A 23156-nucleotide genomic window follows, 5' to 3' on the forward strand; every position below is an offset into this window, starting at 1 on the left:
TACGTTACAAGTTCTTATTTTATATATTCAGCACGTTTTACTTCTTTCCAGGATGAGTCGCGCAATTTCAGTTCTTCTAAAAAACCACTACGATGAAACGCACCGTATAATATAACAATTTTATCGCCTGAATTACCGGCTACCTTATCTGCCAAGTACTTGTTACGCAGGGTAAGCATCAGGTAATCCCGGTCTGATGACGATACTTTTTTTCCTTTATACTTATTCGTAAATGAGGCTGTTTTATCGTAGTCATCAAGTATTAATTTGCCTTTATCGGCCTCATATCTATCAATTAAAGAATCTATATAATAATCAGCGCGAATGTCTTTTTCAATATCAATACCCGTATTCTTGGGCGACTGGTGTACCACACCTTTTATCTGGTACTTTTTCATGTCCTTGTTATTCGCATCAAGGTAATTGCTCATGTTAAAGCCCAGCACTTTGCGAAGCTTACGCTTGTAAGTGTCCTGCTCAAGGCTGTCTATATCCTTAGGCCAGCGCACACCCTCATAGAAAAACACATAGCCCTCATTGCGCAGCGAATCGTTAAACTGCTTCACCTCATCATAAAACTCAGGTTTATTGATGTGGATCATGGGGATGAAAATTACTTTCCGGTTACCGTTTGTGAAATAATGCGGATTATTATGCTTAAACATAGACACCGCCACTTTTGTAATCATTTTTCCGCAGGAGACCAGCAATAAAAAGCATAAAAACACAAAAAGAATACGTAATCTTCGTTTCATATTATTGGTTAAAATCGAAATCGAAATCAAGCTGGCTTTTCTCCTCCTCGCTCATTCCCCATTTTTCCTGGAGATCACCATTTATAAGGCACATTTTTACGTTCACCCCTTTTGATTGAGCAGTTTTAATAAGCTCCACCCAATCAAATGACTTATCGCGATTAAGCTTGCCAACATAGGTAGCCCATGTAATGAGCACATATCCATCGTAACCGGTAACTTCAGTTGGTTTACCATTATATGATGAAAGCTTTCCAAACATCTTCTCTAAGGTAAACTCCTTGTCTGAAGGCTCAGTATTCAGGCTTTTAAGGTCTTCTATAAAGCTTCCTACTTTTGCATTACAGTCTGATGCTGTTTTCTTATAGTTTACATATTCTCCTTTTGCATTAAAAAAATAAGCATTCGGCATACCTATACTTAACACGTCCTGCCATGCTTTTAAATCCTTTGTGTATAATAATCCGGTAGTATCTATATCTTTCTTAAGCAGGTATTTTTTTATCTTCTCCTCGGTAACAAACGATGGATTTTTAATTCCATATAATTTTACTAAAAGTGGTTTGCAGCCAAAAGCACATAAAACAGAAAGCAAAAGAACAAATTTCTTCATCATTTTAAAGTTTGTAAATTAGTGGTATAGTTTGATTTAAATAAAAAAAAGCCGGAAACAACGTTCCGGCTACAATATATAAAAACTTTACAATAATTACCAGCTGCCACCGGCACCGCCGCCGCTAAAGCCGCCGCCGCCAAAACCTCCTTTAAATCCTCTCTTACCACCGGTTTTAATAGAGGGAAATTTCCAGCTTTTATGTTTACCTCCTTTACCAATTGAAACATACTTGGTGTCGGGTAAAAAACGTGTAAGCCATGCGAATAATAGCAGTCCAAAAAAAAGCCCAGAAATGAGCAAGACAATCCACATTAACACAACCCAAGGGTTTTTATTGTTTTTCCACCACTGCACATCTTCTATACCTGCCTTAAACTTACCATTAAGTGCTTTAAAAATGGCATCGGTTCCATTATCTAAACCAAAATAATAGCGTTCGGTCTTAAAATCAGGCAGCATATAGTCCCTGATAATTTGTCCTGTTATCCCTGCGGTAAGTCTGCCTTGTACGCCGTAGCCTGTAGCTATATACATTTCGCGGTCTTCTTTGCTAACCAATATAAAAACACCATTATCCTTATCTGCCTGCCCAATACCCCATTTTTGTGCCCATAAAGGTGCTACATGCTCTGCGCTGTCGCCCTTAAGATTTTTTACAGTAGCAATTACTATTTGGGTCGAAGTGGTATCGGCATAGTTAAGCAGTTTGGTTTCCAGTGAATATCTTTCGATGGAATCCAGCATTTCGGCATAGTCATACAAACTGGTTTGATGTTCAGGAATATTGGGAATATCAAACTGTGCAAAACCGGTTAACGGAGCCAATAAAAGGCTGAAATAAACTAAAAAGTACTGTATTGGTTTCATTGGTAAAAAATTAGAAAGCCGAAAGCGTAAACTTCCGGCTGCAATATAATATAAAAAAATTTTAAGCTAAGCTACCAGCTGCCACCGGCACCACCGCCACTAAAGCCGCCGCCGCCAAAACCGCCGCCGAAGCCGCCGCCACCACTCCAGCCACCGGAACTGCCTCCGCTCCATCCGGAACCTCCGCGGCTACCACGCCCAAGGCTGCTGAGTATGAGTATATCGGTAAGATCGGGGCCACCAAAGCCGCGATTGCCGCCACTGCCACCTCCCCTGTTACGGAATACAATGGCCAGGATAATAATAATGAGGATAATTATAAAAGGAATAAATCCTAAAAACCCTCCATCTCCAGATTGCTTACGCTCTCCCTTAAATTTTCCGTTTAGTGCTTTAAAAATAGCATCGGTACCTTTATCAATTCCACTATAATAATCGCCTGTCTTAAACTCAGGAACAATATACTGCCTTATAATGGTTCCTACCTGCCCAGCAGTAAGCCTGCCCTGTACGCCATAACCGGTAGCTATATACATATCGCGGTCATCTCGGCTTACAAGAATAAAAATACCGTTGTCTTTATCCTTTTGCCCTATACCCCAGGTCTGTGCCCATTCGGGTGCTACGCGCTCGGCGCTGTCTCCTTTAAGGTCTGTAACTGTGGCTACAACTATCTGCGTAGAGGTAGTATCAGAATAGCGCACCAGTTTTTCTTCCAGTTGTGTTTTTTCTGTAGCCGAAAACAGGCTTGCATAATCATAAACACTGGTTTGAAAATCGGGCTTTTCTGGAATTGTAAATTGTGCATATCCTGTGTGACAAACCGCACAAATCACCACAAACAGCAATATAAAATGTAATAGTTTTTTCATTATGCTCTAGATATACTGTCCGGAAGTTCATTTTTATCATCGCCGGAGTATGGAAAATAACTCTTAAGACGTTCGCCGGCAAGCAATACACCTTCAACCAGCCCCTGCTTAAACCGCTGTTGTTTAAAGTGGCTAATGATAAGTTCTTTTGTAGCATTCCAAAAATCCGGCTCCACAACCTTATCTATACCTTCATCGCCTACTATGGCAAAAGAGCGGTCTTTTACACCTACATAAAAAAGTACCCCGTTACGGGCTGCAGTTTCGTGCATATTTAAAAACTGAAAAACCTCCTGTGCCCTTTCGAGTGGAGGTTTTTCTGATGTGTTTTCTATATGCACCCTTATTTCTCCGCTTGTATTACTTTCAGCCTGCTGAATTGCTTCAACAACTGCTTTTTCATCTTCTGCAGATAAAAAAAATTCAGAGGATGCCATAAATTTACTTTTTATCAAAGTTAAAGTTTACGTCTACCGGCTTGTCTGCACCTTCTACAGCATTAAAGTAAGGTTTTTCTTTGTATTCACTCAAAAACATTGAGTTAGGAAAACGCAGTACGTAAGTGTTATAAATTTTTACGGCATCATTAAAACGCACCCTTGCAGTACGGATTTCATTCTCGGTAGAAGCCAGCTCATCCTGTAATTTAAGGAAGTTTTCGTTAGCCTTCAGTTCTGGATAATTCTCCACACTCACTAATAGCCTTGATAGTGATGAAGAAACACCGCTCTGCGCTTTGTTAAACGCTTCAAGCTGTTCCGGGGTTACATTAGAAGGGTCTATAGTTACCGAAGTTGCCTTTGCCCTTGCTTCTATTACGGCAGTAAGTGTGCTTTTTTCAAAATCAGCAGCACCCTGTACTGTTTTCACAAGGTTGCCTATAAGGTCATTTCTGCGCTGGTAGTCGGCTTCAACTTCACCCCAAGCAGAGCCCACGCCCTGATTTTTTTCCATTGCACCATTTTTAATGCCCATTACCCAAAAGAAACCTATTGCTATAATGGCAACAATTACAATAACCGGTATTAACCACTTTTTCATTTTTGATTGTTTTTTATTAAAGTTCGTTTTTAATGTTGATTAACTGTGTTTTTATCAATTCTAATTTACGGATAATTTCGTATTTATCCATAGTCTTTTTCTGACCTTCTTTTAAATGCACCTTGGCACCGTCCAGCGTAAAGCCACGTTCTTTTACCAGATGGTAAATCAGTTGAAGGTTCTTTACATCTTCGGGCGTAAACATACGGTTACCCTTCGCGTTCTTTTTGGGCTTAAGGATATCAAACTCCTTATCCCAAAAGCGGATGAGCGACGCGTTTACGTCGAAGGCCTTGGCAAGTTCGCCAATACTATAGTAGCGTTTTTCCGGCAGGTCTATATGCATCAGTCAAGCGATTGGTTTTCCTGGTTAGCTAATTTAGCAATTAATACGTACTCTTTGGCAGAAATATTTCCGTAGTAGAAATTAAGCGGATTTACCACTGTGCCGTTTTTGTGCACTTCATAATGCAAGTGCGGGGCTTCGCTTCGGCCGGTACTGCCCACATAGCCTATAATATCGCCACGTTTTACACGCTGCCCTGCCTTAACGGCAAATTTACTCATGTGCCCGTAAAGCGTTTGGTAGCCATAACCGTGATTTATTACTACACGGTTACCGTAGCCCGACATTTTATTATCTGCTGCCGAAACCACGCCATCGCCGGTGGCATAGATTACGGTACCGCTGCGGGCACTGAAGTCCATACCCGCGTGAAACTTACGCACCTTTGTAAACGGATCGCTCCTGTACCCAAACCCTGATGCCATTTGGCGTAGGTCTTCGTTCTTTACAGGCTGTATGGCTGGTATGGCGCTCAGTAGTTTCTCTTTATCTTTTGCCAGCTTTGCTATTTCATCAAGGCTTTTGCTTTGTATGACAATTTCCTTGCTCAGCACATCAATACGCTTTGTAGTATTCTTTACCAGGTCGCTGTTGTTATAGCCTTCCAGTTCCTTGTATCGGTTTACACCGCCAAAGCCTGCTTTGCGTTGCTCCTCAGGTATGGGAGTTGCATTAAAGTAGGTACGGTACAGGTTATTATCACGCTCCTCCACATTACCCAGGGCTTCTTCCATAAGGGCTGCCTTGCGGTTAAGGAGTTCGTATTGCAACTTCATGTTATCTATTTCGCGGGTAAGCAACCTGTCTTTCGGGGTCTCGAAAAACGGCGTATTCAGCAGCACCACAAAACATAAAAACCCGAATAGCGCCGAAGCAGCCACAAACAGTAGCGCCACGCCTATCTTCTTACCTTTCTTGGTCTTTATCTTATGGAAGGCCAGTTTTTCGGGGTCGTAATAATATTTTACCTTCGCCATGTGGTTAAATTATTCTATTTTTGCACCTTAACGGAAAAAACCGTGCCATAAGGTACTTTGCTTAACGAGCAAATGTAAGAAATGTTACGGTTATGCGCTACTTATTTAGTAACACAGCCGTTTTACAATGTTTAAAAGCTAAAAAAACAAACTTTCATACGAGCATGAAATCCCAGGATATCAGGAAACAATTCCTGCAATTTTTTGAAGAAAGAGGCCACCTTATAGTGCCTTCTGCACCCATAGTTACCAAAGACGACCCTACCCTTATGTTTAATAACAGCGGTATGGCACAGTTTAAAGAATTCTTTCTTGGTAACGGTACGCCAAAAAGCAAGCGTATAGCCGACACCCAAAAGTGTCTTCGCGTAAGCGGTAAGCATAACGACTTAGAGGATGTAGGTTTTGACACCTACCACCACACCATGTTTGAGATGCTGGGCAACTGGAGCTTTGGCGATTACTTTAAAAAAGAAGCCATTAACTGGGCATGGCAACTGCTTACCGAAGTATACAAAATACCTAAGGATATACTGTACGTTTCGGTTTTTGAGGGTAACCCTGAAGAAAACGTACCGTTTGACCAGGAAGCTTGGGACATCTGGAAAGAACTGATAGATGAAGACCGCATTATCCTTGGTAACAAAAAAGACAACTTCTGGGAAATGGGCGACCAGGGACCTTGCGGTCCTTGTAGCGAAATCCACGTAGACATACGTTCTGCAGAAGAGAAAGCGCTGGTATCGGGCAAGAGCCTTGTAAACGCCGACCACCCGCAGGTTGTTGAAATATGGAACAACGTATTTATGGAGTTTAACCGCAAGGCCGATAAGAGCCTGGAGAAACTTCCTGCACAGCACGTAGATACCGGTATGGGCTTTGAGCGCCTGTGCATGGTACTACAGGGTGTACAGAGTAACTACGACACGGATGTATTTACCCCGCTTATCAGCAAAATAGAAACGCTTACCGGCGCAACCTATACTGCTAAAAACGCCACTCCTGAACAGGAAAAAGTAAACATAGCCATTCGTGTAGTGGCAGACCACGTGCGTGCGGTGGCGTTTGCCATTGCCGACGGGCAGTTGCCAAGCAACGGTGGCGCAGGTTACGTTATCCGCAGGATATTACGTCGTGCTATTCGTTATGCATTTACCTTCCTTAATAAGAAAGAGCCATTTATTTATGAGCTTGTAGCTGTACTTGCTGCCCAGATGGGCGAATTCTTCCCGGAAATAAAAGCACAGCAAACGCTTGTTACGAATGTTATCCGTGAGGAGGAAGCATCATTCCTGCGCACGCTGGACCAAGGGCTTCAGTTACTAGACAACGTAGTAGCTGAAACTAAAGGCACTGAGGTTAGCGGTGCTAAGGCATTTGAACTGTACGACACTTTCGGTTTCCCGGAAGACCTTACAGCGCTTATCCTTAAAGAAAAAGGGTATACCTACGACAAGCCGGGCTTTGATGCCGAACTGCAAAAACAAAAGGAACGCAGCCGTGGCGCTAACGAAGTAGCCAAAGACGACTGGGTTACGCTTGTGGAAGGCAATACCGAAAGCTTTGTGGGTTACGACCAACTGGAGAACGAAGTTAAAATAACACGCTACCGTAAAATCGATTCTAAGAAAGACGGTGTGCTGTACCAGATAGTGCTTGATGCTACGCCTTTCTATCCGGAAGGTGGTGGCCAGGTAGGTGATAAAGGTGTACTGCAATCGGCTAACGAGAGCATTGAAGTTCTTGACACTAAAAAGGAAAACAACCTTATACTGCATATAACCAAGTCGCTTCCGGAAAACGTAAACGGCAGCTTTATAGCTAAAGTAAACGCTACCCTACGCGCCGAAAGCCAAAGCAACCACACGGCTACGCACTTACTGCACCAAGCATTGCGCAGCATCCTGGGTACGCACGTGGAGCAAAAAGGTTCGCTTGTAAGTCCGGGTTACCTTCGTTTCGACTTTTCGCATTTTGCAAAAGTAAGCGAAACCGAGCTTGCCGAAGTAGAACAGTTTGTAAATGCCCGCATACAGGAGCACCTGCCTCTTGTAGAGCGCAGGAGCATCCCGTTTAATCAAGCGGTTGAAGAAGGTGCTATGGCACTGTTCGGAGAAAAGTATGGCGATAATGTACGCGCCATTAAATTTGGCGATAGCATGGAACTTTGCGGTGGTACACACGTAAAGAACACAGCCGATATATGGTACTTTAAAATAATCAGTGAAAGCGCCGTGGCAGCAGGTATCCGTCGTATAGAGGCGATTACAGGCACTGCCGTGAAGGACTTCTTTGCCTCGCAGGAAAAAGCCCTTGATGATATTAAGGCTACCCTTAAAAACCCTCAGGACACGCTTAAGGCAGTCGTATCGTTACAGGATGAAAATGCCAAGCTAAAAAAACAGGTAGAAGCACTTCTTAAAGAAAAAGCGAAAAACCTAAAAGGTGAACTTGCTGCCGAATTACAGGAAGTAAATGGCGTGAAGTTCCTTGCCAAACAGGTAGACCTTGACCCTACGGGCGCTAAAGACCTGGCTTATGAACTGGGCAATCTGGGCACGAACCTGTTCCTTGTACTGGCTACCGTAAACGAAGACAAGCCGATGCTTACCTGCTATGTAAGCAAGGAGCTTGTTGCCGAAAAAGGCCTTAACGCAGGCACAGTAGTACGCGAACTGGGCAAGTTTATACAAGGTGGCGGTGGCGGACAGCCGTTCTTTGCAACAGCGGGCGGTAAAAACCCTACCGGTGTAGCCGAAGCGCTTGCAGCTGCTATTAACTATATAAAGTAGTTCTAAACCTTTAATATTACAAGCCCTTCTTTTCGAAGGGCTTTGTTTTTTATAATTAACTTTGCTAAAAAAGGCGTATGCAGTTCAGCACACCGGTACCCATACAAGAAGGCAATCCTATGATAGATTACAACTCGCGAATACTGTCGCTGGGATCGTGCTTTGCCGTGAATATCGGACAGAAGTTTGATTATTTTAAATTTCAAAATACCATCAACCCATTCGGGATATTGTTTCACCCCCTGGCGATTGAAAAAACAATTCGTTTTGCCATAGAAAACAAAAGCTTTACTGAAGGCGATATTTTTTTTCAAACCGACCGCTGGAACCATTACGACGCCCATAGCGATCTTAGTGCTACAAGCGAAACAGAGCTGCTACACAACCTGAACAATGCTGCACAAAGCCTACACAAAGTGCTTACAACTGCTACACACATTACCATCACATTGGGCACATCATGGGTATACCGCCTTACAGCCACAGGCGAACTGGTAGCCAACTGCCATAAGGTGCCTCAAAAACAATTCACAAAAGAGCTGCTCGATGTGAACACCATAAGCAACAGTATACAAAATATCCTGTCGCTGATAGCCGGGGTGAATGATACCGTAACCGTAATATTCACCGTTTCGCCGGTGCGTCATATAAAAGATGGCTTTATGGAAAACCAGTGGAGCAAAGCCAACCTCATATCGGCACTACATGCTACCCTGCAAGCCCCTCTTTCAGGGATAAGGGGACTGTATTTCCCGTCTTACGAAATAATGATGGACGAGCTGCGCGACTACCGTTTTTATGCAGAGGATATGATTCACCCGAACCCGGTAGCTATAGACTATATATGGGAACGCTTCGCGCAAAACTGGATAAGCGACGAAGCACAGCAAACCATGAAACAGGCCGACAACATTCAAAAAAGCCTGCAGCACCGCCCGTTTAACCCGGAATCTGACAGCCATAAAAAATTCCTTGAAAACCTCGGTACAAAAATTGCTATATTAGAGCAACAGCATCCGCATATAAAGTTTTAACGGGGCTATAAAATACCAAAACAAAATGCTAAAGAAAATACTAATAGGCACAGCGGCAGTAATCCTGATACTGCTTGCATTTCGTTATTGCGAATTTAAAAAAGACGGCGACGGCACTACCTTTGAAGAATCGGCTATGATACAGGAGCAGATTAAAAATGTAGGCAAACTTGTGGTTACCGAAGGACACTACAGCGAGGTAATAACCTATAAAAACAAAGAGAATTACCTGGGCAATTACCTTTCCTTTGAAAAGAAAGCCCTTGTTATTGTAAACGCCGAAGCCACTGTAAGCTACGACCTGAGACAGGTACAGTACGATATAGATGAGGCGAACAAAACCATAACCATTACAAACATACCGAAAGAGGAGATTAAGATTTCGCCCGATATTAAGTTTTATGATATACAGGAGAGTACTTTTAACGAGTTTACCGGCGATGATTATAACAAGATAAACGCGCAGGTAAAGGCAAGCATGCGCAAAAAGATTGAAAAAAGCAGCCTGAAAACCAATGCCCAAAACCGCCTGATAAGCGAGCTGAGCAAAATATTGATACTTACTAACAGTATGGGCTGGAAACTGCAATACAACGGCGAACAGGTAAACGATAAGAATATTGAGGTGTTGTTGTAATTTTTCGGCTAAAAATATTAGCTATTAGTCACTTGGCATCGGTTCATAACTTATGAAAACGCTATATTTCTTTTTACTGTTTACAACAGGGCTCTTTGCCCAGGATTTAGATTATCTGAAATCACGGGATACGATATACCTAACAGTACCTAAAGAAGATAAACTTCAGTTCAGCAAGTTCCTATATTTTTGCTCAGGGAATAGCGACCAAAAGCATTATGAATTTAAACAACCCGACGGAAAAAGCATTCTTATCCTTACGATAAATGACAAAGAAACCAATCCGAAAAAAAGAAACCTTACTGTGCGCAGGAAAAAGTTTTTAACGAAATACAAAAAGGATATTGTTGATGTAAATTTCTTAGACAACACAAGCCTTTACGTATTTTTTATGGAGGTGCTACATGCAAATGGTAAAAAGAAAATAGTATACATTATAGACCAAAAAGAACGTACCGGCAAAGAATTGGTTTTAAGAAGAGCCTACATAGCGGAGTTTGGTTTTATTAGTATGTAATTGTAATATCTTTAGCATTTGACAACTTATGAAAACTATAATATTTTTACTCTCACTAATACCTTGTATATCTTATACACAGGATTTAGATTATCTTAAAAGACAAGACACTATTTTTATAGTTGTAGAAAAACCAGAAAAGTTAAATTCAACAAATGACTCATTTCAAAAATTCAACTTCACAACAGCTTCCAACGGTGAGATTGCTGAATATATCTACCAAGAAAAAGACGCTCCTAACCAAATCATTATAATACGTGTAAAGGAAAACCCTACAACCCCAGTCTCAGATTTGAACATAAAAACTAATAGAAAAAAGTTTTTAAAAGAAAACCACGAAAAAGTTGTAGACCAGGAATTTATACAAAATTTTACTCCAGGAGAATTTTTCTTTAATTATTTAGGATTAACAGCCTCTGCTCCATTAAAAAAAGTTGTGTATATTATTGATGAGAATAGCCTTAAAAGAAAAGATAAAAACATCATACTTAGAAAGGCGTCTATAGTGGCTATAGGGTATATTCGCATGTAAGACATTAAAAAAGGCTCCTTTTCGGGAGCCTTTTTCGTGGGTTTGGATCAATTAACACTTTCTTTTTCAAATATCAGCGAAAGCCCGTCGGTAATAAGGTGTGCTACCTTAGGGCGTTTTAACTTCAGTTGATCAAGATGTTGCACTACCATTTCCAGTAGCGTATTGTTGTTTTGCGCATGGGCCAGTTCGGCAATCTCTACCGAAAGCAGCCAGTCTTCGCTATGTTTTTCTTTTAGTGCTGCAAAAACCTCATCTATAGTAGCTGTAGCAGGCTTCCCTTCGCGTATGCTGCGTATCGTTTGGTACAGCCCTTCCAGTTCTATACGCTCTGGGGTCTTTTTAGCTTTAATGGTTTTAGTAGAAGGCACGTGGCTTACCAGGTTAAAGCTGTGCACATCGGCAGGACCCGAGAAAGCTGAGATAACCTTTTTGCCCACTGCCATATCATAAATACCCCATTCCGGTCGGAACAGTACGGTATCGCCATGCGTAACGGTACAGTTTTTAAAGCTTATCAGGATGATTTTCCCTTGCAGGTTTCGCTTACCGGTAATGATTTCGCCGGTAACCACAATATCCCCCTCAAATTCCAGCGTCACCGCTTCACCCTCGTAAATATCATAGGCACGCAAGTCGCGCGGACTCATATCTTCAATAGAAAGGTTAATGCCCTTCAGCTTGCCTACAGGGCTACCAAAGCCTTCGGCGTGGTAATCGGTTCCGTGTCCTACCAATTCTTTTTCACGATACGCCAGCGCTGTACCACCTGTGGTTTGCAGGTAAACTGGCTTGCCTTCGCTCTCTATAACATTAGTAAAGGTTCCTGATATTTGCAGGCCGGTACTAAGTTCTACCGTACCCAACGATTTACTGTCTATTAGTTTTTGCACCCCGCTAAGGCCACCGGTACGCAGTGCCATTTTATTAGCAAACTCTTCCAGCACCAGGCTAAGGTGTGCAAAATCTGGAGTAACATACAGTTGCGGTTGTGGCTTGGTAATATCAAACCCCTGGTAAGCGGCACTAATATCGTAAGGCAGTTTCTTTACATTATCGGTCATGCACCATGCACTTTCGCCTATAGACGACAGCAGTCCGGCACCATAAATTTTAGGATTATCCACTGTGCCTATAAGTCCGTACTCCACTGTCCACCAGTGCAGGTTGCGCACCAGTGCCATTTCGCTTGGCTCGGCAGGTTCGTTTTGCAGCGCATCCACACGGCTGCGAATGGCTTCCAGCTCATCAGCCGGGGTACCTTCGGCTTCTTCCAGTATAGAAAGCAGCCTTATAGCATCGTATATTTCATAATCGCGCGCCGATGATATGGCTTTGCAGCCTATTTCACCAAAACGCCTAAGGTATTCGGCATATTCGGGGTTAGCTATAATCGGCGCATGGCCTGCCCCCTCGTGGATAATATCAGGAGCCGGGGTATATTCTATATTTTCAAGCTGACGGATGTCTGAAGCAATAACCAGTACATTATACGCCTGGAATTCCATAAAGGCATTTGGCGGAATAAAACCGTCTACCGCCACAGCAGCCCAGCCTATTTCCTTAAGTATGCGGTTCATGCCGTACATACTGGGAATATGGTCTATATCGATACCTGTCTTGCGCAGGCCTTCCAGGTACGATTCGTGTGCTACCCTGCTTAGGTAGTCTACATTTTTACGCATTACATAGCGCCAAACCGCCTGGTTTATGGGAGTATAGTCGTCATAATCCTGTGGCTTGATGAATTGTTTCAGGTGCGATGGCAACCTGTCGATAAGCGGATTGCTTTCAAATGCTGCGTCCATGCGTACAAGTAGTATATTGTTTTCACTGTAAAATTACAGATTTATTATCAATGTTTACAAAAAAGTAAACTTTATAACTATTTTATTTAAAGACACCCGTATTTGTTACAAAATATACAAAGAAAAAGCCACAGCTTACGCCATGGCTTCAGGACAAAGTAATAAATGAAATTTAAGATAACATAAAACTACTCACCCGTACAGCCCTACTCACTTACTGTACGTGCTATTTTTATATCAGATTTATTCAAATGTAGCAACTACAATAATTAACAAACAATATATGCGGTAAAACCCTGAAATATGCAGGTGAAACAAAAAAGCCGCAGTTGTTTAACTACGGCTTTCAAAATGTATTGATTAAGTGGTTCTACTCTTTTACTAATTTTTCTACGGCTGTACCTTTATCTGTAATCACTTTTACAAAGTAAATACCTGCCGCCCGGCCCGATACATCTATGGCAGTAGTAAGTCCGGAAGCATTAGCAGCCTGCAACAGTCTGCCTTGTACATCGTATAGCTGTACGGTTTGTATATTGCCTTGAGCCGTAATATTAACTGTATTTTTAGCCGGGTTAGGATATAGTTTTACCGAAGTGTCTTTTGTAAAATTACCTGTACTTAATACTGCAAATGTAGTAGTAGCCTCATTAGTTACTATTGGCCAGTTGTAATCGAAGTAAATATCTGCCTGCTGGGTAACGCTACTGTTTACCGTAAGGCTGTTTAGCGTTTTTATCTTAAAGGTTACATTACCCTTACCGCCGTTTGCAGCAAGGTTGATATCATCAAAATAAAACTCAACTTTGTTACCTGTAATACGAGCTTCCATAGGATGCGAAGCGTTTAGAATTTGAAGCGTACTGATGTCATATTTAGTTGCGTCAATAATATCCTTCACCACTACAAATGTAGCCGGTGCAGTACCCGTGTTTTCAAAATTAACATTATAGTGCAGGTACTCCCCTATTTTATCGGGAGAAACCGTAGCGCCTTCCAGGCAGGTAATGTCATTAGGGTCCATTGAGCCTACTACAGTTTGATTAAATTCAAACGTATTATCGGCAGGAGTTTCATCACCACTAACCGGAGTAATGGTGGTAGTAAACGGCAGTATATCATCTATGTTTACCGCCGGGGTTTCCATAGGGCTGTTTACATTAAGGGTAACAACTATTTCTCTGGTTTCAAAAGGCAATAGGTTACTATAACTCCAGCTAAGGCTACCGGTAAAAGATGAAGTTTCTACAGGAGATGCCAACACATAATCTAATATACTATCGTCATACGTAAAGGTTACATCGCCGTTCAGGGTTTGGTTACCTTTGTTCTTGTAAATGATTTTGTAAGCGGCGTCAAAGCCGGGTTGCGCAGCGCCAAGTGGCACAACTAACACCTCAACATCGTTATGCACACCATTAGGTGTTACACAAAAATTTTGGGTAACGGTGTTATTATTAGCATCCGCAAAAGTAACTGTGGCTGGGCTGGTAGTAAACCAGTCGTTTTCAAACTGTGGGGTAACGGCAAAAGTGCCTTCTTCTGTATAAAAATTATACGTGCCGTTTAGAGTATACGAATAGCCGGTAGTTGTACCATCGTTTATTGCTATAGCAGTATACGGCAATAAAGCATCAGTACTATCACAGCCGTTGTTATCAGCATTGAGGGTTAATGTACCGCTTATGGTGTTATGATCACCCCCCGGAGTAAAATTACAGTAGGTGCTTAAGATGACATTGGAGCCAATACTTTGAAAACTTTCACCTTCATCAATACATACATAACATTGAGCAGCATTGGCACTAATCGATGAATTTACATTACCATAATTTGGGTTCCCATTCTTTAAGTTTATATAGACCTCCTCATTTCCACCAAGAGCTAATACAATCCTTGAAATTGCAGGACAACCACTCGCGTCAAACATATATAAGTTGCTACCATAAACCATTAAGTCGGTAAGATAAGGATGATTAGTTAAAATCATTGATTCTAAAGTACTGGAATGAAGATAAATAAACTCAAGGTTTCCACATGATGAAAAGTCCATCTCGCTAATACCTTCATTCGGGCTTCCTTCAACGTAATAAAAGTTTTGAAGTGCAGCACACCCATCAATATTTATATTAGAAACATTTAATTGTAATACTGTTATTTGTTGGAGGTTTGTACAGCCGGAAAAATCCAGTAAAGGAATAACAGAGACTAAATCATTATCGCTTACACTGATGAAAACATCTGTTAATTGTGTATTACCTCCAAAGGTAATATCGTGTAAATCGGTAACCGCAACTATAAAAGACTGGAGCTGGACAAGACCCGTAAGGTTTAAATTTGAAACCGTACTGGAAACTGCATCTTGATCCCAATCAACATTTATATCCAGAGTAACAAGATTTGTAAATGACTCAATACCCTGGAAATTATAAATTTGACTACCCTCAACACTTAAATGAGTAATAATTATTGCCTCACTTACCTGGATTTCACCATCATTGTTAGTGTCAATTGGGTCAGGGTAATTCAGTAAGTAATTTTTAAAATTAGCATCCGGGATGTTTACAACCTGTGCATAGTTTACTCCTGCTACCAGCAGGAATAAAAACAGTAAAGTATTTTTCATATAAAAAGTATTGGTTTGTATTTACTAAGACACCAAGACATCAAAAAGGTTGCGTTAGGTTATAAAAAAAAGCCCAACTAAAATGTAGTGGGGCTATCTTATATTTTGAAAAAATTTTACAACAAGTCATTATCCATGGCAAATTTTATAAGCTCGGCAGACGTTTTTACTTCCAGTTTATACATTATGTTACGGCGATGGGTTTTTACAGTGTGTTCGCTTATAAAAAGCGTATTAGATATAGCCTTTGTATTCTTCCCATCGGCCAGGCAGCGTATAATTTCTTTCTCGCGGGTGGTAAGTTCCTGTGCAGCTGTTTTTGTTGTCCCCCCTCTAAAGTAATTAAATATCTGTTCACTAATTTTAGGATGGAAGTAGTTTTTACCTATGCTGGTGGTTATTATAGCCTCTACCAGTTCGGCTTTAGAAGCGTCTTTTAGTATATATCCCCGTGCGCCTTTTTCCAGGGCAGCCTTTACCTGCCGCATAGACTGGTGCATGGTAAGCATTAATACCGGTGTGGTGTATCCTTTGTTTTTTAGCATATCCAGGCAGGCAATACCATCTATTACCGGCATATCTATATCCAGCAGTATCAGGTCTATTTTCATACTCTCCAGCACAGAGGGTATGGCATGCCCATTAGTAACATGGCTTATTACCTCTATACCGTCATCTGGCCTGAAAATAGATTTTATCCCTTCTGCAAACAAATGATGATCGTCTACAATAAGTACGTGTATCATACCCGTGTTTTTTATTATTAATAACTTACCGGAAGATCTATAATTACAGTGGTTCCGCTTGCAGGGTTACTGTCAAATTTAATATCGCCGTGCAAATTTGTAACCATATCAGTAAGGCTCTTCAGCCCAATACCCGCACTACCTTTGTCTACATCAAATCCTTTACCATTATCTTGCACAAGTATATTTACAAGGGCATCCTCCTCAAAATAAATAAGCTGTATAGATAAACGACTCGCTTCGGCATGCTTCAGCACATTACTTATAAGCTCCTGCACCACCCTGTATATAACAACCTCGTTATCAAAACCTATAGACTCACCTCCCATGGAAGCCGAAAATTCGGCTTCAAGACCATTTACCCTGCTTAAACGATCAGTAAGTTCGCGTATGGCAGGCACCAGCCCGAAGTCCTGAGAAATTCCCATATTCAGCGTATGCGAAATATTACGAATATCATTACAGGCCTGGTCTACCAGCGAGGTTAAATTTGTGTAATTCGGAATAGATGTTTCGTCAATAGCATTAAGATTTACCTTTATAGTAGCCATAAGACTGCCAAAATGATTATGCAGCTCCTGCGCCAGCCTTTTACGTTCTTTTTCCTGCCCCTGTATCATGGTCTTAAGGCTCTTTGTTTCCTGCGCGGTGAGTAGGTCTTTTACTTCCTGGTCGTGGCGTTTTTGTTCATTAAGAACTGTTAAGCGCGTATTTTTAAGGCGCTGCCTGAAATACAGGTTAAGCAGCACTGCTGTTATGAGCAAAAAAATGGCTATAATGATGTAAATACGGTTCAATAGTTGGTCTTTTTCCAGTAAAACAATTTCATTTTCTTTCAGGCTTACCTCATATTCTGTTCTCAGGTTGGCTAATTGCTTTGTATTTTCAGAATTTTCTATACTGTCTTCATATACCACATACAAGGTTTGGTATTCCAAAGCTTTTTCAAAGTCGTTTTTATCGCGGTTAAGCTTGTATAATAAATAGGAAGCGTCCCTTATTTGTTCTTTTAGTTCCAGTTTCTCTGCCAGGCTCAATCCTTTAAGCGCATGTTGTTCTGCCTTTGCTTTCTGCCCTCGCTCAAAATAAAGATTCCCAAGTTGGTTATGATAGTCTGTTTCTCCAAATTCATCCTGAAGGGAATTAAGAAGGTTTATTGCTTCCAGGAGGTCTTTTTCCGCAATATCATATTTGCCCTGCTTCCAGTATACCAGGGCTTTGTTCCCTATAAGATAAGCATTGCAAATCTCTTTTTTTGTTTTCTGTATAATAGGCCCGGCCTCATCATATAACAGCAAAGCCGAATCTAATTCTTTAAGCAGGTAATAATGATAACCCGTATTTAGCAGGTTAATGGCCAGCTCAAGGCTGCCTTTTTTTCGTTGCCTTAAAATACTTGTTGCCTTCTTATTATATAGTAATGCGTTCTTAAGATCGTTATTAGCACTATAAATATTGGCTACTTCAGAATAAGCTTCGGCCTGTGGTTCATAAAGCTTGTTCTCTGCAGCCAACGCTGCACTATGAAAAAGGTTTTCAAGCGCTTTTTTAAGGTTTCCTTGTAACCTGTAGCCTACTCCCTTATAATGGTAGGCATCTACAGTGTAAACCGGTTTATCAAACTTGGTAGATAAAGAGAGTAACTTATCTGCATAGAGCAAAACTTCATCAGGGGATGACGAGTGTAATGCTATCTTAGAGAAAAGATCCATTTGCCGTTCCGGCGATAAATTACCTGCCGCAAGTATGTGCTTGAGGCTGTCTGCCTCATGTTGGTTTTGGGCAATAAGAAGCTGACTGCATAAAAATATCAGCACATAATACAGGAATCCTGCCGTTATTTTTTTGCAGTAGCCTTTTATCATTTAAGCATATTCGCTTATTATTGTTTTATTCTTAGTACGGGGTCTATAATAAAAACTATATCTCCCATGCCCGGCACTATGAGTGAAATTGTCATTGTAAATGTAATATCTCTTCCTATGTATCTATACAACTCACTATATTCTACATTAAAAGACAGTGTCTGGTTAAATCTAGAAGGCTCCGTTACTATATCATAAACTATAGTGTTATCAACAGAAAAAGTTACGGCTGCGAAATACAGCAAATTAGTTGTAAACAGTTCTAACGGAACAACTGTAAATCTGAGGTCACAGCCTTTAGGCACCTCCACTACAAAAGACTTAATATGCGAACCTAACACCATAGAACCCTGGTCACAAAAAACACAGTTTGTCAAATAGTTTTGAGTTGCCCCGGTTAATTTAGCAATTACGCTATCAGAAATAATTCCATCTGTATCTACCTGAATAAAAATATTCTTTGTAGCCTCGGTTTCAATTGTGCTCATAATTTATTGGTTTTAAAAGTTATAACACAAATATAACTGGTTGTACAGCTTTAATAATACCCCAAAAGAGGTAATATAGCATCGTTAATCCATAATTTTTATAGTGATAACAATTCCATAAACAGCTAAGCCAGTAATACCTAATAATCACTAGGCAGCTACCATGCTATGGTTATAGCTAAAATACCCCTTTTGTGTTAGAATCCAAAAAAAGGTTTTGCCCAACTTTGTAATGTCTCAAACGCATTGCGCAATGTACCACAAGACAAAAAATACAGTGGAGCAGAAACCACTATAACAAACGTCCTTTTGCCTGCGGGAAAATGCAGGCATCCAATCCACGAGCCGTAACAGGCTAAAAAATTACAATTATGTCAAATTTTAAAATTACTCTTCCTGCCGGCCCTATATGGGATCAGGCAGACGCACAAACAAAAGGTAAAGCTGTAGCAGCAGCGCATCAGGGAACATTTACCGGTGTATGGAACACCGTAGTAGAAAATCAAATGAGCGTTGTAGAAGTAGAGCTCTCTACAGATAACAAAGGAATGCATACTTACCTTACAACCGTACTTGCAGGCCCACTATGGAGCAATGACGAAGCCCAGAAAATAGGCCCGGTTATTGCCACATCATACGGAGCCGAATTTACCGGACAATGGTCTACCATTGTAGAAGGGGTAATGAGTGTTATCCAAATAAAATATACATTCTAATAAAACCTCAGGCTTTTAGGAATGCATAAAAAAAACTGCCTTAAACACTGTTTATAAAGATGCTTAAGGCAGTTGTTTTATTTAAAGCCTATGCTTATTTATTTTTTCTTCGGAGGAAACTGCGTAAGGATTTCTTTAGCAAACTCGTTTATGCGTTGCTGCTTTTCATCCCTGTTTTGGGTTAGTACACCGCTACCTACTCCCTGCCATACCAGTTCTTTTTTCTGGGCATCAATAACATCTACATACAGGGTACCTTCGGTTTGGGTACTTACAGACGAATAACCGCCCCAGCCCCAAGGGCCACCCCAACCGTAGCCGCCCCAGCCGCCATAATATCCGCCCCAACCCCAGCCGCCGTAGCCGCCCCAGTTGTTTACGTTTACCTCTTTGGTAGCCTTGGTAAAAAAGTTTACATACACATCTGGCTTATCGCTTTTGGTAAAGCCTTTAGCCGAAAGTTCGGCATCCAGGGCTTTCATAATGCGTTTCTTATCCAGGTCGCTTATCTCGGCCTTGTCTATGCCATCCTTTAAAAAACCATAGGTTTTATAGGTGGTAAAATCAGCAGTATCATCATAGTCAGAACGTACACTGATAGAGGCGCAGCTTACCGCAACAAGCGATAGCAGCAGCAAAGGGAGCATTTTTATCGTTTTCATAAGACGAATAGTAATAAAATTTAATTTTGAGTTCATAGCAATCTGCATCCCGGCACCCTATCAGTGTTTTTTTAAGATGTTACCCCAGCAGCGCGTCGTCTACTATATTAGGCAGCGTTACCTTAAGCAAAGGCTGTTGTTCCATAGCACGTTTTATAGCAAAAACAGCTTCCTCGTTACGAGCCCAGCTGCGCCTTGCAATACCGTTGTTTACATCCCAGAAAAGCATTGATTCCAAGCGCCTTGACGCCTCGGTAGTTCCATCAAGAACCATACCAAATCCGCCGTTTATAACCTCGCCCCAGCCTACGCCACCACCATTATGAATGCTTACCCATGTAGCACCCCTAAAGCTGTCGCCAATCACGTTATGAATGGCCATATCGGCTGTAAAACGAGAGCCGTCATAAATATTACTGGTTTCCCTGTAAGGCGAGTCGGTACCACTTACATCGTGGTGATCGCGGCCCAGTACAACTGCACCTATTTTACCCTCGGCAATAGCCTGGTTAAACGCACGGGCTATATTGATTCGGCCTTCGGCATCGGCATATAAAATACGGGCCTGGCTGCCTACAACCAGTTTATTTTGTTGAGCACCTTTTATCCAGCGGATGTTATCCTCCATCTGCTGACGGATTTCTGCTGGTGCGGTCTTAGCCATTTCTTCCAGTACCTGCGCCGCAAGGTTATCGGTAAACGCTAAATCTTCAGGCTTGCCCGATGTACATACCCAGCGGAACGGCCCAAAACCATAGTCAAAACACATAGGTCCCATAATATCCTGCACATAACTCGGGTATTTAAAATCAATACCATTTGGTGCCATAATATCGGCTCCGGCGCGCGAAGCTTCTAACAGGAACGCGTTTCCGTAGTCAAAGAAATATGTACCCTTAGCCGTGTGCTTATTTATGGCAGCCGCCTGCCTGCGTAACGACTCCTGTACTTTATCTTTAAACGCTGCCGGATTTTCGGCCATTAATACGTTTGACTCCTCAAGCGAAAGCCCTACCGGATAGTAACCGCCCGCCCACGGGTTGTGCAGTGATGTTTGGTCGCTACCCAGGTCGATATAAATATTTTCGGCATCAAAGCGTTCCCATACATCTACCACATTACCTTGGTAGGCAATGGAAACCACTTCTTTGTTTTCTTTTGCTTTCAGTACGCGGGCTACCAGCGCATCGGTATCGGTTATTACCTCGTCTACCCAGCCCTGGCTGTGGCGTGTATGTACAGCTTTAGGGTTAACCTCGGCACATACGGTAATGCAACCGGCAATATTACCCGCCTTTGGCTGAGCACCACTCATACCACCAAGACCTGAGGTTACAAATACCTTACCGGCAAGACCTTCGCCGTTTTTGGCTATTTTACGTCCGCCATTCAGTACCGTAATAGTAGTACCATGTACGATACCCTGAGGACCAATATACATATAACTGCCTGCGGTCATTTGCCCGTATTGCGACACGCCCAGTGCATTAAATTTCTCCCAGTCATCGGGCTTGCTGTAATTCGGTATTACCATACCGTTTGTAACCACTACCCTTGGTGCTTCCTTATGCGACGGAAACAGCCCCATAGGGTGACCGCTGTACATCACCAGCGTTTGCTCGTCGGTCATTTCGGCAAGATATTTCATGGTAAGGCGGTACTGTGCCCAGTTTTGGAACACTGCACCATTACCACCATAGGTAATCAGTTCGTGTGGGTGCTGTGCCACGGCATAATCCAAGTTGTTCTGAATCATGAGCATTATGGCTTTCGCCTGAACCGATACACCCGGATACTCGTCTATAGGACGTGCATACATCCTGTAATCCGGACGCAAACGGTACATATAAATACGCCCATAAGTTTCAAGCTCCGCGCTAAACTCTTTTATCAGTACGGCATGGTGCTGCGGTTCAAAATAACGAAGCGCGTTGCGCAGTGCTAACTTCTTTTCGTCGGCACTTAGTATATCTTTACGTTTCGGGGCGTGGTTCACTGCCGGATCATACGGCTTAGGTTGCGGCAGCGTAGCCGGAATCCCCTCAAGTATTTGTTCTTTAAACGTCATGTTGTATGTTTCTGTGTTTGTAGTTTTTGTTTATTGTTAATGGTTTGAGTGGAGCCAACAACTGACACCCAACAACCAACAACTATTTCTTAAATTCCCCCGTGCGTTTATCAAAACCGTAAGGACAGTGCCTGCATCCGCTTTTGCAGCAATAGCCGCGCTTTAAGTGATAGGCCTCAGTAAATACTTTATATCCTTCGGGCGAAAGGTAATAATCTTCGCCTTCTGTTAGTTTATTTCCAAAAATCCCGTTGCTCATACACGCAAATTTATGAACTTTACACAAAATGATACTTATCACCTCAAAATATTTAGTACCTAAGGGTTACAGCGGCATTACCCTGTTCCCGTTTGTATTTATGCGGGATAAAAGTCTTGCTGCAAACCCTGTTTTCATTAACCACGAGCGCATACACCTGCGGCAGCAAGCCGAGTTGTTAGTACTGCCATTTTACATTTGGTATATAACCGAGTACTTTATCCGCAGGCTGCACTACCCTACCCAAAAAGAAGCCTACAGAAACATAAGCTTTGAGCGCGAAGCTTACGGCAATGAAACAAACAAGAACTACTTAACAAACCGAAAATGGTTTGCTTTCTTTCGTTATCTTAAATTATAAAAATGATTTTGCCTGCAATAACGAAATCGTTTTTTTATATTTCATAAATTTGTTTAGTAAACACTAAAACAAACAATTATGCACATGAATTTTATTGCTATCCTGGTAGCAGCCGTATCTACATTCCCTGTTGGGTTTATATGGTACAACCCAAAAGTTTTTGGCACCATCTGGATGCGCGAAGCCGGCGTAGACCCGGAAGCTCCTAAAAAAGCTAATATGCTGAAAATATTTGGGCTTACCTTTATTTTCGCGTTCATGATGGGCTTTATACTGCAGTTTCTTACTGTGCACCAGTTTGGCGCATCGGGCATGATAGGCGGGCCTAATTTTGTAGAGTCGGCTAAACCATCCTATGCTGCTTTTATGACGGATTACGGACATGCTTTCCGCACATTTAAACACGGAGCACTGCACGGATTTATGACCGGACTGTTCCTTGCCCTTCCTATTATTGGCACCAACTCACAGTTCGAAGGCAAAAGCTGGAAATATATCCTTATAAATGCCGGTTATTTTACTGTGTGCTTTACCATTATGGGAGGCATTATCTGCGCATGGGAATAAAAAT

The 23156-nt window shown here is 41.8% G+C and carries 24 protein-coding genes; 8 read left to right on the forward strand and 16 right to left on the reverse strand.

Annotated features, from left to right (window positions below; genetic code table 11):
• Positions 1–14: 14 nt before the first annotated feature.
• From ACLI1A_RS17725 to ACLI1A_RS17760, 8 genes are all read right to left on the reverse strand, one after another.
• On the reverse strand, positions 15–755 hold the full coding sequence (locus ACLI1A_RS17725; RefSeq protein ID WP_411410027.1) for a hypothetical protein: 741 nt from the start codon (positions 753–755) through the stop codon (positions 15–17).
• 1 nt (position 756) lies between these two features.
• A complete protein-coding gene (locus tag ACLI1A_RS17730) occupies positions 757–1371 on the reverse strand; it encodes a hypothetical protein (RefSeq protein ID WP_411410028.1) in 615 nt (204 codons plus the stop codon).
• A 93-nt stretch (positions 1372–1464) separates the two neighbouring features.
• Positions 1465–2238 (reverse strand): TPM domain-containing protein, encoded by a 774-nt coding sequence (locus ACLI1A_RS17735; RefSeq protein WP_411410029.1) that lies wholly within the window; start codon positions 2236–2238, stop codon positions 1465–1467.
• A 71-nt stretch (positions 2239–2309) separates the two neighbouring features.
• Positions 2310–3110 (reverse strand): TPM domain-containing protein, encoded by an 801-nt coding sequence (locus ACLI1A_RS17740; RefSeq protein ID WP_411410030.1) that lies wholly within the window; start codon positions 3108–3110, stop codon positions 2310–2312.
• Entirely contained in the window at positions 3110–3547 is a 438-nt protein-coding gene (locus ACLI1A_RS17745) for a TPM domain-containing protein (RefSeq protein ID WP_411410031.1), read from the reverse strand. The genes ACLI1A_RS17740 and ACLI1A_RS17745 overlap by 1 nt, the downstream gene beginning before the upstream one ends.
• A 4-nt stretch (positions 3548–3551) precedes the next feature.
• Complete coding sequence (locus ACLI1A_RS17750; protein ID WP_411410032.1) at positions 3552–4151, reverse strand: LemA family protein; 600 nt, start codon at positions 4149–4151, stop codon at positions 3552–3554.
• 16 nt (positions 4152–4167) lie between these two features.
• Complete coding sequence (locus tag ACLI1A_RS17755) at positions 4168–4497, reverse strand: MerR family transcriptional regulator (RefSeq protein ID WP_411410033.1); 330 nt, start codon at positions 4495–4497, stop codon at positions 4168–4170.
• The gene (locus tag ACLI1A_RS17760; protein ID WP_411410034.1) at positions 4497–5474 is read right to left on the reverse strand and encodes a M23 family metallopeptidase; all 978 of its coding nucleotides are present in this window, start codon (positions 5472–5474) and stop codon (positions 4497–4499) included. Before ACLI1A_RS17760 ends, ACLI1A_RS17755 begins: the two co-directional genes overlap by 1 nt.
• A gap of 164 nt (positions 5475–5638) precedes the next feature.
• On the opposite strand from ACLI1A_RS17760, the gene alaS reads away from it, so the two are divergent.
• The 5 genes from alaS to ACLI1A_RS17785 all read left to right on the forward strand — a co-directional run bounded on the left by alaS (position 5639) and on the right by ACLI1A_RS17785 (position 10986).
• The gene (gene alaS, locus ACLI1A_RS17765) at positions 5639–8266 is read left to right on the forward strand and encodes an alanine--tRNA ligase (protein WP_411410035.1); all 2628 of its coding nucleotides are present in this window, start codon (positions 5639–5641) and stop codon (positions 8264–8266) included.
• 77 nt (positions 8267–8343) lie between these two features.
• Positions 8344–9300, forward strand: a complete 957-nt coding sequence (locus ACLI1A_RS17770; RefSeq protein WP_411410036.1) for a GSCFA domain-containing protein — start codon at positions 8344–8346, stop codon at positions 9298–9300.
• A gap of 25 nt (positions 9301–9325) precedes the next feature.
• Complete coding sequence (locus ACLI1A_RS17775; RefSeq protein WP_411410037.1) at positions 9326–9937, forward strand: DUF4230 domain-containing protein; 612 nt, start codon at positions 9326–9328, stop codon at positions 9935–9937.
• Between the two features lie 52 nt (positions 9938–9989).
• A complete protein-coding gene (locus ACLI1A_RS17780) occupies positions 9990–10454 on the forward strand; it encodes a hypothetical protein (protein ID WP_411410038.1) in 465 nt (154 codons plus the stop codon).
• A gap of 28 nt (positions 10455–10482) precedes the next feature.
• The gene (locus ACLI1A_RS17785; RefSeq protein ID WP_411410039.1) at positions 10483–10986 is read left to right on the forward strand and encodes a hypothetical protein; all 504 of its coding nucleotides are present in this window, start codon (positions 10483–10485) and stop codon (positions 10984–10986) included.
• Between the two features lie 47 nt (positions 10987–11033).
• On the opposite strand, the gene ACLI1A_RS17790 is transcribed toward ACLI1A_RS17785, so the two are convergent.
• The 5 genes from ACLI1A_RS17790 to ACLI1A_RS17810 form a co-directional block, all read right to left on the reverse strand.
• Positions 11034–12794: an aromatic amino acid hydroxylase gene (locus ACLI1A_RS17790; protein WP_411410040.1), complete on the reverse strand. Its 1761-nt coding sequence runs from the start codon at positions 12792–12794 to the stop codon at positions 11034–11036.
• A gap of 370 nt (positions 12795–13164) precedes the next feature.
• On the reverse strand, positions 13165–15420 hold the full coding sequence (locus ACLI1A_RS17795) for a T9SS type A sorting domain-containing protein (protein ID WP_411410041.1): 2256 nt from the start codon (positions 15418–15420) through the stop codon (positions 13165–13167).
• A 116-nt stretch (positions 15421–15536) separates the two neighbouring features.
• Positions 15537–16166: a response regulator gene (locus tag ACLI1A_RS17800; RefSeq protein WP_411410042.1), complete on the reverse strand. Its 630-nt coding sequence runs from the start codon at positions 16164–16166 to the stop codon at positions 15537–15539.
• Between the two features lie 17 nt (positions 16167–16183).
• On the reverse strand, positions 16184–18031 hold the full coding sequence (locus tag ACLI1A_RS17805) for a tetratricopeptide repeat protein (protein ID WP_411410043.1): 1848 nt from the start codon (positions 18029–18031) through the stop codon (positions 16184–16186).
• Between the two features lie 17 nt (positions 18032–18048).
• Entirely contained in the window at positions 18049–18519 is a 471-nt protein-coding gene (locus ACLI1A_RS17810; RefSeq protein ID WP_411410045.1) for a hypothetical protein, read from the reverse strand.
• Positions 18520–18890: 371 nt separating this feature from the next.
• Here ACLI1A_RS17810 and ACLI1A_RS17815 point away from each other — a divergent pair, with 371 nt between their 5' ends.
• Complete coding sequence (locus ACLI1A_RS17815) at positions 18891–19235, forward strand: mannan-binding lectin (RefSeq protein ID WP_411410046.1); 345 nt, start codon at positions 18891–18893, stop codon at positions 19233–19235.
• Between the two features lie 98 nt (positions 19236–19333).
• Here ACLI1A_RS17815 and ACLI1A_RS17820 read toward each other — a convergent pair whose 3' ends face one another.
• The 3 genes from ACLI1A_RS17820 to ACLI1A_RS17830 all read right to left on the reverse strand — a co-directional run bounded on the left by ACLI1A_RS17820 (position 19334) and on the right by ACLI1A_RS17830 (position 22224).
• A complete protein-coding gene (locus ACLI1A_RS17820; protein WP_411410047.1) occupies positions 19334–19897 on the reverse strand; it encodes a DUF4136 domain-containing protein in 564 nt (187 codons plus the stop codon).
• A gap of 79 nt (positions 19898–19976) precedes the next feature.
• Positions 19977–21965 (reverse strand): urocanate hydratase, encoded by a 1989-nt coding sequence (locus ACLI1A_RS17825; protein ID WP_411410048.1) that lies wholly within the window; start codon positions 21963–21965, stop codon positions 19977–19979.
• 82 nt (positions 21966–22047) lie between these two features.
• Positions 22048–22224 carry a DUF5522 domain-containing protein gene (locus tag ACLI1A_RS17830; protein ID WP_411410049.1) on the reverse strand — a complete coding sequence of 59 codons (177 nt, stop codon included), beginning with the start codon at positions 22222–22224 and terminating at the stop codon, positions 22048–22050.
• Between the two features lie 28 nt (positions 22225–22252).
• Here ACLI1A_RS17830 and ACLI1A_RS17835 point away from each other — a divergent pair, with 28 nt between their 5' ends.
• Both ACLI1A_RS17835 and ACLI1A_RS17840 read left to right on the forward strand, forming a co-directional pair.
• Positions 22253–22585, forward strand: coding sequence for a hypothetical protein (locus ACLI1A_RS17835; RefSeq protein WP_411410050.1), 333 nt, complete (start codon positions 22253–22255; stop codon positions 22583–22585).
• Positions 22586–22669: 84 nt separating this feature from the next.
• Positions 22670–23152, forward strand: coding sequence for a DUF1761 domain-containing protein (locus ACLI1A_RS17840; protein WP_411410051.1), 483 nt, complete (start codon positions 22670–22672; stop codon positions 23150–23152).
• The last annotated feature ends 4 nt before the right edge of the window (positions 23153–23156 follow it).

This window comes from Flavobacterium sp. RHBU_3 (assembly GCF_046613565.1).
GTDB lineage: Bacteria > Bacteroidota > Bacteroidia > Flavobacteriales > Flavobacteriaceae > Flavobacterium.

Excerpts from the sequence above, each read along its gene's own strand:
- ACLI1A_RS17725 (WP_411410027.1), bottom strand. The coding sequence starts at position 755 with ATGAAACGAAGATTACGTATTCTTTTTGTGTTTTTATGCTTTTTATTG.
- ACLI1A_RS17730 (WP_411410028.1), bottom strand. The coding sequence starts at position 1,371 with ATGATGAAGAAATTTGTTCTTTTGCTTTCTGTTTTATGTGCTTTTGGC.
- ACLI1A_RS17735 (WP_411410029.1), bottom strand. The coding sequence starts at position 2,238 with ATGAAACCAATACAGTACTTTTTAGTTTATTTCAGCCTTTTATTGGCT.
- ACLI1A_RS17740 (WP_411410030.1), bottom strand. The coding sequence starts at position 3,110 with ATGAAAAAACTATTACATTTTATATTGCTGTTTGTGGTGATTTGTGCG.
- ACLI1A_RS17745 (WP_411410031.1), bottom strand. The coding sequence starts at position 3,547 with ATGGCATCCTCTGAATTTTTTTTATCTGCAGAAGATGAAAAAGCAGTT.
- ACLI1A_RS17750 (WP_411410032.1), bottom strand. The coding sequence starts at position 4,151 with ATGAAAAAGTGGTTAATACCGGTTATTGTAATTGTTGCCATTATAGCA.
- ACLI1A_RS17755 (WP_411410033.1), bottom strand. The coding sequence starts at position 4,497 with ATGCATATAGACCTGCCGGAAAAACGCTACTATAGTATTGGCGAACTT.
- ACLI1A_RS17760 (WP_411410034.1), bottom strand. The coding sequence starts at position 5,474 with ATGGCGAAGGTAAAATATTATTACGACCCCGAAAAACTGGCCTTCCAT.
- alaS (WP_411410035.1), top strand. The coding sequence starts at position 5,639 with ATGAAATCCCAGGATATCAGGAAACAATTCCTGCAATTTTTTGAAGAA.
- ACLI1A_RS17770 (WP_411410036.1), top strand. The coding sequence starts at position 8,344 with ATGCAGTTCAGCACACCGGTACCCATACAAGAAGGCAATCCTATGATA.
- ACLI1A_RS17775 (WP_411410037.1), top strand. The coding sequence starts at position 9,326 with ATGCTAAAGAAAATACTAATAGGCACAGCGGCAGTAATCCTGATACTG.
- ACLI1A_RS17780 (WP_411410038.1), top strand. The coding sequence starts at position 9,990 with ATGAAAACGCTATATTTCTTTTTACTGTTTACAACAGGGCTCTTTGCC.
- ACLI1A_RS17785 (WP_411410039.1), top strand. The coding sequence starts at position 10,483 with ATGAAAACTATAATATTTTTACTCTCACTAATACCTTGTATATCTTAT.
- ACLI1A_RS17790 (WP_411410040.1), bottom strand. The coding sequence starts at position 12,794 with ATGGACGCAGCATTTGAAAGCAATCCGCTTATCGACAGGTTGCCATCG.
- ACLI1A_RS17795 (WP_411410041.1), bottom strand. The coding sequence starts at position 15,420 with ATGAAAAATACTTTACTGTTTTTATTCCTGCTGGTAGCAGGAGTAAAC.
- ACLI1A_RS17800 (WP_411410042.1), bottom strand. The coding sequence starts at position 16,166 with ATGATACACGTACTTATTGTAGACGATCATCATTTGTTTGCAGAAGGG.
- ACLI1A_RS17805 (WP_411410043.1), bottom strand. The coding sequence starts at position 18,031 with ATGATAAAAGGCTACTGCAAAAAAATAACGGCAGGATTCCTGTATTAT.
- ACLI1A_RS17810 (WP_411410045.1), bottom strand. The coding sequence starts at position 18,519 with ATGAGCACAATTGAAACCGAGGCTACAAAGAATATTTTTATTCAGGTA.
- ACLI1A_RS17815 (WP_411410046.1), top strand. The coding sequence starts at position 18,891 with ATGTCAAATTTTAAAATTACTCTTCCTGCCGGCCCTATATGGGATCAG.
- ACLI1A_RS17820 (WP_411410047.1), bottom strand. The coding sequence starts at position 19,897 with ATGAAAACGATAAAAATGCTCCCTTTGCTGCTGCTATCGCTTGTTGCG.
- ACLI1A_RS17825 (WP_411410048.1), bottom strand. The coding sequence starts at position 21,965 with ATGACGTTTAAAGAACAAATACTTGAGGGGATTCCGGCTACGCTGCCG.
- ACLI1A_RS17830 (WP_411410049.1), bottom strand. The coding sequence starts at position 22,224 with ATGAGCAACGGGATTTTTGGAAATAAACTAACAGAAGGCGAAGATTAT.
- ACLI1A_RS17835 (WP_411410050.1), top strand. The coding sequence starts at position 22,253 with ATGATACTTATCACCTCAAAATATTTAGTACCTAAGGGTTACAGCGGC.
- ACLI1A_RS17840 (WP_411410051.1), top strand. The coding sequence starts at position 22,670 with ATGAATTTTATTGCTATCCTGGTAGCAGCCGTATCTACATTCCCTGTT.